This window comes from Azospirillum melinis (assembly GCF_013340935.1).
Taxonomy (GTDB): domain Bacteria; phylum Pseudomonadota; class Alphaproteobacteria; order Azospirillales; family Azospirillaceae; genus Azospirillum; species Azospirillum melinis.
Window position 1 is genome coordinate 1 of the sequence record NZ_WHOS01000099.1, and the last position, 13,709, is coordinate 13,709.

The 13,709-nt window shown below is 72.0% G+C and carries 8 protein-coding genes; 1 reads left to right on the top strand and 7 read right to left on the bottom strand.

Going from position 1 to position 13,709, the window contains the following annotated elements:
* Positions 1 to 4 precede the first annotated feature (4 nt).
* The 5 genes from addB to GBZ48_RS34350 all read right to left on the bottom strand — a co-directional run bounded on the left by addB (position 5) and on the right by GBZ48_RS34350 (position 5,802).
* The gene (addB, locus tag GBZ48_RS34330; RefSeq protein ID WP_174475131.1) at positions 5 to 2,968 is read right to left on the bottom strand and encodes a double-strand break repair protein AddB; all 2,964 of its coding nucleotides are present in this window, start codon (positions 2,966 to 2,968) and stop codon (positions 5 to 7) included.
* A gap of 76 nt (positions 2,969 to 3,044) precedes the next feature.
* Positions 3,045 to 3,785 (bottom strand): nucleotidyltransferase family protein, encoded by a 741-nt coding sequence (locus GBZ48_RS34335; RefSeq protein WP_174475132.1) that lies wholly within the window; start codon positions 3,783 to 3,785, stop codon positions 3,045 to 3,047.
* A gap of 1 nt (position 3,786) precedes the next feature.
* Complete coding sequence (locus GBZ48_RS34340; RefSeq protein ID WP_174475133.1) at positions 3,787 to 4,815, bottom strand: aminoglycoside phosphotransferase family protein; 1,029 nt, start codon at positions 4,813 to 4,815, stop codon at positions 3,787 to 3,789.
* Positions 4,812 to 5,297, bottom strand: a complete 486-nt coding sequence (gene tsaE / locus GBZ48_RS34345) for a tRNA (adenosine(37)-N6)-threonylcarbamoyltransferase complex ATPase subunit type 1 TsaE (protein WP_174475134.1) — start codon at positions 5,295 to 5,297, stop codon at positions 4,812 to 4,814. The genes GBZ48_RS34340 and tsaE overlap by 4 nt, the downstream gene beginning before the upstream one ends.
* A 67-nt stretch (positions 5,298 to 5,364) precedes the next feature.
* Positions 5,365 to 5,802 carry a hypothetical protein gene (locus GBZ48_RS34350; RefSeq protein ID WP_174475135.1) on the bottom strand — a complete coding sequence of 146 codons (438 nt, stop codon included), beginning with the start codon at positions 5,800 to 5,802 and terminating at the stop codon, positions 5,365 to 5,367.
* A 341-nt stretch (positions 5,803 to 6,143) separates the two neighbouring features.
* Between GBZ48_RS34350 and GBZ48_RS34355 the strand changes: the two genes are divergently transcribed.
* Entirely contained in the window at positions 6,144 to 7,181 is a 1,038-nt protein-coding gene (locus GBZ48_RS34355) for an NAD(P)/FAD-dependent oxidoreductase (RefSeq protein WP_174475136.1), read from the top strand.
* Positions 7,182 to 7,360: 179 nt separating this feature from the next.
* On the opposite strand, the gene GBZ48_RS34360 is transcribed toward GBZ48_RS34355, so the two are convergent.
* Positions 7,361 to 9,670: a PAS-domain containing protein gene (locus tag GBZ48_RS34360; RefSeq protein ID WP_343049792.1), complete on the bottom strand. Its 2,310-nt coding sequence runs from the start codon at positions 9,668 to 9,670 to the stop codon at positions 7,361 to 7,363.
* 174 nt (positions 9,671 to 9,844) lie between these two features.
* On the bottom strand, positions 9,845 to 13,702 hold the full coding sequence (locus GBZ48_RS36860; RefSeq protein ID WP_174475138.1) for an ATP-binding protein: 3,858 nt from the start codon (positions 13,700 to 13,702) through the stop codon (positions 9,845 to 9,847).
* Positions 13,703 to 13,709 lie beyond the last annotated feature (7 nt).

Below are 13,709 nucleotides of genomic sequence, written 5' to 3' on the forward strand. Positions count from 1 at the left end.
CCCATCACTCCCCCTCCCCGCCGCCCGACGACCATTCCTGGACGCGGGCCAGATGCGCGTAGTCGGTGTAGCGCGGCGCCATCGCCGGGCGCGGACGCGAGCGGTAGGGGGTCGCCGGATCGTCGAACTGCGCGATCAGCGCCTCCAGCCCGGCCCGCGCCTCCTCGCCCAGTTGGGCGGGGTCGCCCTTCACCGGCTTTTCCTCACCGGCCGGATCGCCGCCGGACAGGCGCCAGAAGGTGAGTTCGGCCACCTCCCCCTTGTCCACCCCGCTGAAGCCGCCGGCCGCGGCGATGGCGGCCTCCAGCGGCAGCTGCGGGGCGAAGCCAAGCTCGATCTCCCGCGCGCTCGGCGGGGTGCCGGTCTTGTAGTCGATCACCACCAGCCCGTCGGGGCCGCGGTCGATGCGGTCGGCCTTGGCGGTCAGGGCGAAGGGGCCGCCGGGGCCGGACAGCTCCAGCCGGCCCGGCACTTCCGTTCCCAGCGGACGGAGGCGGGGGCGGCGCTCGCGCTCCAGATCGACGAACCAGCCGGCCACCCGCTCGAAGCGCGGCCACCAGAAGGCCCAGACGTCGGGATGGCTGCGCAGCAGCGGCCCGAAACGCTCGCGCCCCAGCGCGATCAGCCGGTCGAGCGCGTCATGCGGCAGCGGCCCCGGATGGTCGCGGACGAAGGCGTCGAGCGTGTCGTGGATGATCTGCCCGCGGTCGGATGCCCCCGGATCGGCGGCGATGGGATCGAGTGCGCGCAGCCGCAGGGCATGGCGGGCATAGATGGCGTAGGGGTCGCGCATCCAGGTCTCGACCTCGGTCACCGACAGCTTGCGCGGCCGGGCGGTCAGCGGCGGGCGCGGTTCCGGCGCCGACACCGGCTGCACCCGGTCGGGCTCGTCCAGCCCGCGCGCCCAGCCGAGCCAGCAGGCTCCGCGCTCCTCGATGACGCCATCCAGATCCAGCGCCTTCAGCACCGTTTCCAACCGCAGGAGCCAGCGCGACGGCACGGTCGGCGTGCCCTCCACCCGCGCCGCGCGGGTCAGCACCACTTCGGGCGCGCCGCAGGCATGGGCGAAGTCGTGGGCCGACATGCCGACCAGCCGTTCCGGGCTGGGCAGGCCGAAATCGCGCCGCATCGGCCGCGACATCCACGGATCGGCGGAGGCGGCCGGCGGCCAGGTTCCCTCGTTCAGCCCGCCGAGGATGGTCAGGTCGAGATGCTGGAGGCGCGCCTCCATCGGACCCAGGATGAACAGGCGCGGATGCAGGCCGTAGCGGGGACGCACCGCCCGCGCGCTCATCAGCGCGTCGAGCAGCGCCGGGTAATCCTTCGCCGGGATCGCCGGGAAGCCGTCGGCCGCGTCGAGCAGATCGTGGACGAAGCGTGCCGCCTCCTCGCCGTCGTCCTGGCGCCACAGCCGCTCCGCCCCGGTCAGTTCGTCGTCGGCGGCCAGCGATTCGCAGAAGGCGACATGGGCGCGCACGAGGTCGGCCAGCGGAGTCTCGCTGGTCAGCGCCTCAAGGAAGGGGGCGGCGCGCTGGCCGATGTCGACCAGCCATGCGCGCAGGAACTCCTGCTGCTCCTCATGGTCGAAGCGCTCGGCCTGTTCCAGCGCGGCGAGCACGCCGTCGAAGCCCTCCGCCGGCCGGGGGCCGCGCAGCACGACGCGCTCCAGCGCGCGGGCGGCGGCGCGGAAATCTCCTGAGTCGCGGCCGCCCGCCGCCATCGGGTGCTTGGCGAGCGCCAGCAGGGCCAGCGGGTGGACGCGGCTCGCCGCCAGCTCCGCCGTCAGCCGCAGATAGGTGCCGACCGCGGTGTGGGCGAGCGGCTGGCCGCCGGAGTCGTTGACCAGGATGCCCCAGCGCGCCAGCGCCATGGCGACCCGGCGACCCAGATTGCGGTCGGGGGTGATCAGCGCCGCGGTCTTCGTCGGCATTTCCAGCGCATGGCGCATCAGCAGCGCGATGACCTGCGCCTCCTCCTCCGAGGTGGCGGCGTCGATGCGGGTCAGCCCGTCCAGCGCCGCGGCGTCCACCCCCGACAGTTCGCGCCAGCCCTCGGTGGTCGCCGCCGGGCGCATCGCCTCGGCGATCAGCCGGGCGCGGGCGCCGCGCGGCTCCGGCGCATCGGTCCAGGGCAGCACCTCGTGCCGCTCCACCTCCAGCAGGCGGATCAGCTGCGACAGGCCGTGCTGCGGGTGGGATTCGTCGCCGGCGATGGCGTCCCAGATGGTGTCATCGGCCCCGGTGTCGAGGCCGGGCAGCACCACCGCCCCCTGCGGCAGCCGGGCGATGACCGCCAGCAGCTCCGTCGTCGCGACGATGGAGCCGGTGGAGCCGGCGGCGATCACCATGCCCGGCGGCGGGGCGGCCTGCCAGAGGGCCGCCTGCGTCTCCAGCGCCAGATTGCGGCGCTTGGCCGGGTCGGTCTGGCCGCCCGACTCGAGGATGGCGGGCCAGACCTCGGTGATGATGCGCAGGAATTTCAGCGTGACCTGCCAGTGCTCGGCATAATCCGCCGGCACCAGCGACTCGAGCTTCTCGAAGCCGGCGCGTTCGGTCCACACCGCATCGATCAGCCGGCCGAGATCGGCGCCCAGCCGCACCGCCTGCGCCGTGGTCGCCGACAGCCCCTCGGCCCCCAGGATCAGCCGCGCCAGCGTCATCTGCCGGTTGAGCGGCGAGATCGCCTCCGGCAGGTCGAGCGGGACGTCGGGCAGCTCCTCCTCGGTCAGGCTGAGGTCGCCGGCATCCAGCTCGCCCAGCGGCGCCATCCGCGGCAGCAGCGTCGGCTGCCCGCCCGACCGCCGCAGGAAGGCCGCCTGCAACGCCCGGCAGGCGCGCCGGGTCGGCAGCAGGACGGTCACGCCGGCCAATGCCATCGGGTCGCCGCCGACCCGCTCCATGATCCCGGCCGCCAGCATGTCGACGAAGGGCGCGCCCGCGGGGATGCTGTAGACTTTGGGGAGGGTCATGAGCCTGCGATCAATTCCGGGTATGGGCCACTTCCGATTGAGTATAGCGCGGCTTGAGTATAGCGCGGGCCGGCTCTCAATGCGCCACCGCCCGCATGCCGCCGATGGCCAGCAGCTCCTCCGCTTCCCGCAGCCCGGCCGGCGTGCCGATGTGGAACCACAGCCCGTCATGGGCAAGGCCGAACAGCCGGCCCGCCGCCTGGGCGCGGTCCCAGATCAGGTTGGTGGAAAAGGCGCCGTCCGGCGTGTCCGCCGCGAACAGCTCCGGCTTGACGATCTGCACCCCGGCATAGACAAAGGGCGTCAGTTCGGACTCGGCCCGGCGGGTCAGGCGGCCCAGCGGGTCCATGTGATAGTCGCCGGGCCCGTCATAGCCGACCGACCTGGTCGTCGCCATCAGCAGGAGCAGCGCGTCCATCTCCGCCGGGTTCCAGTGGGCTGCCAGGCGGCGCAGGGCCGGCACCGGCCCGTCGAGCCAGAAGATGTCGGCATTCACCGTATAGACCGGCGCCGTGCCGAGATGGGGCAGGGCCTTCTTCACCCCGCCGCCGGTCTCCAGCAGCGTGTCCTCCGGCGACAGCGCGATGGCCGGTGCCGTCCGGTCCTTCAGATGGTCGCCGATCATCGCGCCCAGATAATGGCTGTTCACCACCGCCCGGCCGACGCCGGCCTCGGACAGCCGGTCGAGCGCATGGTCCAGCATCGGCTTGCCCAGCACCGGGATCAGCGGCTTCGGCATGGTGTTGGTCAGCGGGCGCATGCGCAGGCCCTGGCCGGCGGCAAGCACCATTGCAGTCTGGGGAATGGTCACGGTCATTTCAGGTCGTCTCCGGAACGACGAAGGCGGCGCGGGCATCGGGCGGCAGATGGCGGTCGAACCAGCCGGCGACCGGTCCAAGTTCCGGCTTCGCCAGCTGGGCCTCCAGCAGGCGCCAGACCCGCGGCAGATGGACAAGGTAGGACCGCCGCCCCTGGCCCAGCGCCAGACGGACGAAGATGGCGACGATCCGCGTGTGACGGACCGCCCCCAGCACCGCCATGGCGCGGCGGAAGGCGGCGGCATCGGTGCCGGGGAAGGCGGCGAGATAGCGTTCGACCATCGCCCCGGCCAGAGCGGGCGCCACGTCGCGCCGCGCATCCTCCAGCAGCGAGACGAGGTCGTAGGCCCGCGGCCCCCATCCGGCGCTCTGGAAGTCGATCAGACCGGCGGCCTTCGCCCCCGGCCGGTCCAGCCGCATCAGGTTGTCGACATGGTAGTCGCGCAGCAGAAGCGACGGCGCCCCCGCGCAGACCGGCTCCAACACCGTCCGCCAAGCCGTATCGAAAGCGGAACGATCCTGCTCGCTCAAGGGCCGTCCCAGCACCACCGGCATATAGGCGTCGAGGAACAGACGGGTCTGGGCGATGAACAGGTCCGGGTCGTAGATGGGCAGGGCGAGGCGGTGCGCCGCCCCCTCCGGCCAGCCGCGGTGGATCGCGATCAGCGCGTCGGTCGCCATTTCATAGAGCGGCTGCGGATCGGCACCGTCGGTCAGCAGGCGGGAGAATGTTTCGCTTCCGAAATCATCCTGGATTGCCAGCCCCCGCTCCACATCAGCCGCCAGCACGGCGGGAACCGACAGCCCGATGGCGGCCAGCTCGGCGCCGATGGCGATGAAGGGGACGAGATCCTCGGCCGGGGCCGGCGTGTCGACCAGGATCAGCGTGCCGCCATCGGCCTTGCGCAGGCGCTCGTACCGTCTTGCGGAGGCATCGCCGGCCAGCGGCTGCCGCTCCGCACCGGACAGGCCGTTGGCGGCCAGGAAGGCGGCGATCTCGGCTTGCCGCGCGGAAGAAACAGCCGTCATCGGAGCGTCCAGTCGGCGGTTGCCACCCGCGCCGCCAGCGTGCCATGGCCGGTCAGCGTGGCGCGGCGGGCGTCCGGACCGTCATGCTCCATCGTCACCTCCACCCGGTCGGGCGGCAGCAGCGGACCCAGCCGGTCCGGCCATTCCACCAGCGCCACCGCCTCGGCCCGCGCGTCGTCCCAGCCCAGCTCATACACCTCGTCCGGTCCCGACAGGCGGTAGAGGTCGAAATGCCAGATCGGGCCGATGGCGGTGTCGTAGGTCTGCACCAGGGTGAAGGTGGGGGACGGCACCTCGGCGTCCTCATGGGTGACGCTGCGGATCAAGGCGCGCGACAGCGCGCTCTTGCCGGCGCCGAGATCGCCGCGCAGGGCCACGAGGTCGCCCGGCCGCAGGACGGCACCCAGCCGGCGGCCCAGCGCCGCGGTGGCCGCCTCGTCGGGCAGGGGGAGGGTGACGGTGTGGAGGGGAGTGTCCGGCATGGCGCGGATACTGTGCGAAGCCGCCGCCCGCCCGCAAGCCGGAAAGAAGAGTGGGTCTGCAACAGGCTTAGCGGCCGATCCGCCGCTTGGGCGACAGCCGGTCGGACCCCGGCGCCGGCCCCGATCCGGCGCCGTCCGCTCCGGCGGTGACCACCAGCCGCGGCGCCTTGTTGAAGTTCATGGTGATCATCAGCGTCAGCGCGCCGTTGATCAGGTGCAGCATCTTGTCGGACGCCACCGGCAGGGGGATGCGTCGGCCCATGCAGTAGCCGACCAGCGCCGCCGTCACCTCGGTCTCGGGCAACCCCAGTTCGGTCACCGCACCGTTGTCGTCGGTGATGGTCAGACGGGTTTCGATGCCGGTCTGGTCCGGCCCTTCGGTCCGGTGGTAGGCCACCTTGGAGACGGTGCCGACCGGCAGCGTGTCCTTCACCCGGCGCCGGCGGTCCAGCACGGCCCGCACGACCTCCTGGTCGGTGAAGACCAGACAGCGAAGTTCCTTCATCCCAGGCCTCCACCCAAACCGGCATGCGGGCCGACATCTGAACTGGGTAGCCCGGATGTCCGCCGCAAGTCTGTACTGTCGGCTTTGCCACTGCCGCGTGCAATCGACAAATTTAAGCGAATTTAAGCGAAATTGTTTTTCTGCCCGGATTTGATGCCGGGACTCACTGCCGGGGCCGCCCGTCACGCACGCCCCGCGCGCGGCACAGCACCGCCTTCCCCTTGCTGGGGGTTGACCCGGATGGCAAATGCGGACAATGGAAGGACCGTTCGCCGACCAGTCTCCCGCATCCGTCAACCGGCTTCCTTTCCCCGGCGCCCCGTCTCAAGGAATTGGCTTTCATGTCGCAGACCGCTTCCAGCAACGATGTCCTCACCACCGATGTCGTCATCGTCGGCGCCGGCCCCGTCGGGCTGTTCGCCGTGTTCGAATGCGGCATGCTGAAGATGCGCTGCCATGTGGTGGACGCGCTGGACATGGTCGGCGGCCAGTGCACGGCGCTCTACCCGGAAAAGCCGATCTACGACATCCCGGCCCACCCCTCGATCGAGGCGGCCGACCTGATCGACCGGCTGGCGGAGCAGGCCGCCCCCTTCTCGCCCACCTACCATCTGGGCCAGCAGGTGGAAAAGCTGACCCGCCAGGACAGCGGGCGCTGGCTGGTGGAGACCAGCATCGGCACGAAGATCGACACCCAGGCGGTCGTCATCGCCGCCGGCAGCGGCGCCTTCGGCCCCAACCGCCCGCCGCTCGACGGGCTGGAGGCCTATGAGGGCAAATCGGTCTTCTACATGGTGCGCCGCCGCCAGGACTTCGCCGGCAAGAAGGTGGTGATCGCCGGCGGCGGCGACAGCGCCGTCGACTGGGCCATCTCGCTGGCCGACGTGGCGGAGCGCGTCTATGTCGTCCACCGCCGTCCGAAGTTCCGCGCCGCCCCCGAAAGCGTCGCCCGCATGGAAGCGCTGGTGCGCGAGGGGCGCGTCGAGATGGTGGTGCCCTACCAGCTGTCCGGGCTGGACGGCGCGGACGGCCGGCTGACCGCCGTGCGCGTCGCCACGCTGGACGGCGAGGAAAAGGCGCTGCCGGCCGACGCCCTGCTGGCCTTCTTCGGCCTGTCGATGAATCTCGGCCCCATCGCCGACTGGGGACTGGATCTGGAGCGCAGCCACATCGCGGTGGCCCAGCCCGGCTGCGGCACCAATGTGCCGGGCGTCTTCGCCATCGGCGACATCGCGACATATCCCGGCAAGCTGAAGCTGATCCTCTGCGGCTTCGCCGAAGCGGCCCAGGCCGCCCACGCCATCCGCCCGCTGGTCTATCCGGGCGAGGCGCTGCATTTCGAATATTCCACCTCGAAGGGCGTGCCGGGCGCCGCGTGATTGAAATGCCCTCTCCCGCCCCGGGAGAGGGAGGGGACCCACGAAGTGGGGAGGGTGAGGGGTGATCCAAGAATCCCGAAGCGCATGGCCCGGAAGCTCTGGCTTCGTGCCTATCCCCTCACCCGTCCCATGCTCTGCATGGGCCCCTTCCCTCTCCCGGGGCGGGAGAGGGAGATATTTCACCCCGCCCTCACCCCGTTTGCCGGTGCCCGCACCGGCATGATGCAGCGGACATGGGCGCTGCGGTAGCCGGGGCCGCCGGTCTCGTCCAGTTCCAGCCGGCCGCCATGCAGCTCCACCACGTTGCGGGCCAGCGAAACGCCGAGCGCCGCGGCTCCCTGCGGGTCGGCGTCGGGCGGGGCGGCGCCGCTGACCGACAGGGTGATGCTGCCGTTCAGCCGCTCGCCGGCAAGGCGGATGCGGCGGTCGGGCGGCGGGTTGCGGATGGCGCCCACCACCAGGGTGAACAGCGCCTGTTTCAGCCGCTTGCCGTCGCCCTCCATCTCGCCCAGCGCGTCCGGTGCCACCACCTCCAGCCGCAGCCCCTCGCGCCGTGCCCATTCGCGGGTCAGGCCGGCCACCGAGTCGAGCAGGTCGGGCAGGCTGATCGCCCCGCGCTCCAGCGTGGTGACGCCGGCCCCAAGGCTGGTCAGGTCGACCACGTCGTCGATCAGCTCCAGCAGGCGCTGGCCGGCCGCCAGCATGCTGCGGACATACTCCATCTGCCGGCCGTTCAGCTCGCCGAAATACTGGTTCGCCAGCACCTCGGCGAAGCCGATGATGCCGTTCAGCGGCGTGCGCAGATGGTGGGAGACGTTGGCGATGAACTCGCTCTTCAACTGGTCGGCGGCCTCCAGCGCGGCGTTGGAGGCGCGCAGCGCCGTCTCCAGCCGGGCGCCGTCGGTGACATCGAGATAGCTGTTCAGCACCGCCCCGTCGGGCAGCGGCAGGGTGGAGAACTCCACCACCGACCCGTCGCTGCGCTCCACCCGGCCGGAGCGGACGCTGCGCTCCAGTGTGGCGCCGATCAACTCCTCCTTCACCGCCTCCCAGGTGGCGGCCTCGCCCGGCCTGTCCGTCCCCCTGTCCGCTGACGCGATCTCCAGCAGCGGGCGCATGCGCTCGATGACGTCGGCGATGTGCGGTTCGCCATGCAGGTCGCCGTCCTCCAGATCCCAGATGCGGGCGAAGGCCGGGTTGGACAGCTTCAGCCGGCCGTCGCCGCCGAACACGGCGATGCCCTCCGCCAGATTGTCCAGCGTCTCCTGCTGCACCGCCATCAGGGTGTTGTAGGAGGATTCCAGCGCCAGCGTGTTGGTCACGTCCTCCAGGATGGTGATCAGCCCGCCCTGCGGATGCGGCGCCGCCAGATGGCGCAGCGTGGTGCCGTCCGGCAGGTGCAGCATCTCCTCCACCGGCTCGACCAGATGGGTGTAGCGGGTCAGCCGCTCGCGCTTGAAGGTCTGGTAGTCGGCATATTCCGGCAGGCGGCGGCGGGCGCGCAGCTCCTCCAGCAGTTCGGCGTTGGTCGGCTCGGTGCGCAGCCAGGCCTCGTCCAGGTCCCACAGCCGGGCATAGGCCTGGTTGAAGAAGGTCAGCCGGGTGTCGGGGCCGAAGATGGCGATGGCGGTGCCCAGCCGTTCCAGCACCTCGGCATGGGCGGTCAGGTGGCGGTCCAGCTCGCCGCGCAGCTCCTCCAGCGGGGTGAGGTCGAGGGCGTAGCCGACCGCCAGCGTGCCGCCGCCGTCAGTCAGCGGCAGCGGCGCCTCGGTCACCTCCAGCAGGCGGCGCTCGGTGCCGATCACGACGGGCGCGCGGTCGGACTGGGCGAAGCCGCCGTTGCGCGCCCGTTCGGCCAGCGCCCGGCCGGTGGCGGTCAGTTCCCGCCCCTCCGCCACCACCGTTTCGGGATCGCCGTCCACGGCGCGGGCATAGGCACGGTTGCACCAGGACAGCCGTAACGAGCGGTCGCGCATCCACACCGGCAGCGGCAGCGCGTCGGCCATCGCCTGCAAATCGGCAAGGCGGGAGCGCGCCGCCCCGGCCGCCTGTTCCTGACGCTGGGTGGCATCCTTGGCGGCGTCGCGGGCGACGGTCACGTCCTCGATCCACACCACGTCGCAGTGGGTGTCGCCCGCCCGTCCACGCCGGCCGGTCAGCACCAGCCGCCGCCCGTCGGGGGCTACCGCCTCGCAGCGGAAGGGCTCGCCATCGCGGCGCAGCCGGGCCAGGGCGGGGCCAAGGTCGGGCGCCGTCAGGGTAGCCAGAACATTGGCGTTGGGCGTGTCGGCGTTAAGCGGGGCGCAACCGGAAATGCCCAGCAGGGCCGCCGCCTCGTCGGACAGAAGGCACTCGCCCCGGTCGGTCCAGGCGCACCAGGGCTGCGGCGCTGCGGCCAGCATCGCCCGCCAGCGGTCGCGGTCTGTGGCGGCGTGATCGGCTTGGCGCCGGGGTTCCTTGTTCCAAAAGAAGCCAGCGAGACCGACCACGCTTTTCACCCCCGGGACTGCCGGTGCTTGGTGAATGCCCGGCTGAATCTGTCAAAATGATTCAAGATGCGCAGAGTAGTTCAGCCCTTTCCCACCGACAAGCGACACCCGCCGCCCTTGCGTCTTTTCGGATTGCCGTTCCCGTCCAGGTAGATTTCGCTCCGACACGTCCGGTCACGCCATGCTCTCTTCCGGGCTGGGCACCGTCTCTTTCGTGTGGCGCAGGGCGCAAATCGCCTTTTCGACCTCGGGAAAGGCCGCAGCCATGGCCTGGGCATGGCGGGCCATGTCGGTCTCGCGCCCCTCGACGACGGCGCGTTCGAGCGCCGTGCAGGCGGCGGCCAGCGCCTTCGCCCCGGCGGTCCGCGCCGCCCCGGCGGCCGAATGGGCGGCGGCCCGCGCCTCCTCGCGGTCGCCGGTGTCGAGCGCCTGCCGCACCCGCTCCAGCGTCGGGCGCGTCGTCTCGATGAAGAAGTCCATCATGTCGAGCGTGCCGTCATCCAGGCCGTCGCCCTCCATGCCGCCAAAAGTTTCGCGCACATGGTCGAGGTCGAGAACCGGAAGCGCCTCCTCCGCGGCGGCCGGAGCGGGTATCGGTGCGGGCGCCTCCGCCGGCAGGGGGTGGGCCTCCAGCCAGCGGCCCAGCACCTGGGACAGCTGCGCCAGCGTCACCGGCTTGGCGAGGTAGTCGTCCATCCCGGCGGCCAGACAGCGCTCCATCTCGCCGGATAGGGCATTGGCGGTCATGGCGACGATGGAGGTGCGCCGCCGTCCGTCCCGTTCCTCCGCCCGGATGCGGCGGGCCAGCTCGTAGCCGTCCATCACCGGCATATGGCAGTCGGTGACGATCAGCCGGTGCCGGCCGGCGCGCCAGGCCGCCAGCGCCTGCTCGCCGTCGGCCGCCAGCTCCGCCGCATAGCCGAGACGGCGCAGCTGGCGCAGTACGACCTGCTGGTTGGTCGGATGGTCCTCCGCCACCAGGATGGGGCCGTGGCCGGCCGAGTCCGCCGGTCCAGGCGCCGCGGCACCGGAATCGGCACCGCGTGCCGGTGGCGGGCAGGCCGGCTCCGCGCCGGCGGCATCCGGGGCCGCGCGGCCGGTCAGCGTGGCCGCGGCGCGGATCAGGGCGGCGCGGTGGACCGGCTGCACCAGTCCCGCCGCCAACCCGGCTGTCGCCCCGGGCGCGGTGTGGGGAGAGGCGACCGCCCCGCCGCCTGCCGTGCCGCCGCCTGCCGTCCGCCCGTCGCCGAGCAGGAGCCGCGGCAATCCCGGAGCGCAGGCGCCGGCCAGCGGGTCCAGCCGGCCGGCCAGCGCCGTCGTCGTCACCAGCAGCCCGAAGCCGCCGCGCCCCAGCTTCGATGCCGCGTCGGCCACCGAGGAGGAGACCGTCACCGCCGCTCCGCCCTGCTCCAGATAGCAGGCCAGCACCGCGCGCTGCACCTCGTCCTCGTCGGCGACGAGGACCGGCAGGCCGTCCAGCGGTGTGGAGGATGGCGACGGCAGGGAGTCCGGCGCACGCGGCAGTTCCACCGTGAACCAGAAGGTGGATCCGGTGCCCGGCATCGAGGAGACGCCGATCCGCCCGCCCATCCGCTCGATCAGCCGGGTGCAGATCGCCAGCCCCAGCCCGGTGCCGCCGAACCGGCGGGTGGTGGAGCTGTCAGCCTGGCTGAAGGGCTGGAACAGCCGGGCCTGCCCCTCCGGCCCGATGCCGATCCCGGTGTCCTCCACCGCCACATGCAGGCGGACATGGTCGGGCCGGACCGGGTTGGCGTCGTCGGGGGCGTCGTTGTCCGGGGGCGCGGTGCCGACGCGCAGCACCACCCGGCCGCGGTCGGTGAACTTGATGGCGTTGCCGGTCAGGTTGAACAGGATCTGGCGCAGCCGGCCGGAATCGCCGCGCAGCCGGTCCGGCACCGACCGGTCGATGGCGCAGATCAGCGCCAGCCCCTTCTGGTGGGCCTGGGGCGCCAGCAGGTCCGACACCCCCTCCACCAGATCGGCCGGGCGCAGCTCCAGCTCCTCCAGCTCCAGCTTGCCCGCCTCGATCTTCGACAAATCCAGGATGTCGTCGATGATCCGCAGCAAGGCCGCCCCGCTGTCGCGCATGGTCGAGACCAGCGTGCGCTGTTCCTCGTCCAGCGGAGTCAGGGCCATCAGCTCCAGCATGCCCAGCACGCCGTTCATCGGCGTTCGGATCTCGTGGCTCATCGTCGCCAGGAATTCTGCCTTGGACCGGGCGGCGATCTCCGCCTGCTCCTTGGCGCTGCGCAGAGCCTCCTCCGCCTGCTTGCGCGCGGTGATGTCGTAGCTCCAGGCCAGCACCGCCGGCTCGCCCTCGAAGCTGGTGCGCTGGAGCGTCTGCAGGGCCCAGACCCGGCTGCCGTCGGGGCGGTCGACCGCCACCTCGGCATCGCGCACCAGCACGCCGCCGCTCTCCGCCTCCCAGTCCTGGCCGGTTCCGCCCCGGCTGATGCTGGCTCCGGGCAGGGCCAGCGCGTGGCGGCTGCCGACGAAATCCTCCAGCGGCCGGCCGGCCAGCTCGGCGGCGCGGGCGTTGGCGAAGGCGACGGTGCCGTCGGCGCGGCCGATGGAGACGCCGACCGGGCTCTGTTCCAGGATGGTGCGCAGCCGGCGCTCGCCGTCGGCCAGCGCGCTTTCCCGGGCGCGGATGGTGGTGACGAAATAGGACAGCGCCCGCGCCATCTCGCCGATCTCGTCCCGGCTGCCGGACGGGGTGGCGGCGGGCAGGTCCAGATGGGACAGCGGATCGGGCATCGTGCCGGGCATAAGGCCCGGCGTCGGACCAAGCTTTCCAGCCGGCCCGGCCGTCTCCACCGCCTGCATGGCGCTGCGCAGGCGGCGCAGCCGCGCCACCACGTTGCGGTGGATGTAGGCGAAGATGGCGGCAGCACCCAGGATCGACAGCACGGCCATGGCGATCACCGCCCGCTCGCCGTCGCGGATCACCCGCTCGAACTCGCCGGACCGATGGGCGACATCCTGCTCCACCGCCAGAAAATAGTCGGACACGATGCCGACCAGCTGGTCGGAAACCGCCTGATTGCGCGCGGCCGACCGCTTGATCGACCGTTGCAGCGACAGCTCCGCCTCGCGCAGGGAGAACAGGGGCGAGCGGCCGAATGCCTGCTCCACCAGTTCGCGCTGCAACGGCTCCAGTCGGGCGGCCTGTTCGGCCGGCAGCAGGGCCAGCGCCTCCGCGGCATTGTCCAGCGCGGTGCGGGTGTCGGCCTGGAGACGGTCCAGCTGGCTGTCGCGGTCGGCGCGCAGCGCCGCCAGCAGCGTGGTCGCCGCGCCGGTCAGCTCACGGCGCCAGCGTTCCAGCGCCTCGCGGCTGCGCTCCGCCGCCTCTGCGTCCGGCAGGCCGGCGCGCAGCTCCATGGTCCAGGCGCCTTCGGCCTCCTGCGACTCGGCGGCGCCCAGCCGGCCGGTCAGGGTGGCCAGCGCCTGGGCGCGGGTGCTGGTCTCGGCGGTCAGGGCCAGCTGCTGCCGGACCTGGGAGTTCAGGGTCAGCAACGTGCCGACCAGCTCGTTCTTGCGGCGGTCCAGCTCGCCCAGATCTGCAAGATTTTCTGCCCGACTGTTTTCCGCCCTGTTGCTTTCGGCGCGGCCGTTGTCCGTCCTGCCGCCGGGCTGATCGGCGAAGCGCACGGCGCCGCCATGGGCGATCAGCCGGGCCATCAGCTGCTCCAGCCGGACGATCTGGTCGCCCATCCGCGCCATCACCGCTTCGCGCGCGGTCTGGTCCTGGGCGGCGACCAGGGCGGGGGCGATGGCGGCGACGGCACCGCTCTGCTGCACCAGCTGGGCGGCGGCGACCAGCCCCGGCACCTTGGCGGTGGCGATCTGCTCGTACCCCTGGTGGAAGCGGGAGAACAGCGAGACGGCGACGACGCTGGTCGCCGCGGCCAGTCCGCCAATGACCGTCAACCCCGCCAGGATGCGGAACGCCACGCTCCGCCCCAGATTGAGCCCCAGCTTCCGCCCCAGGTTCAGCCGGGGACCCCGCATGCCCACC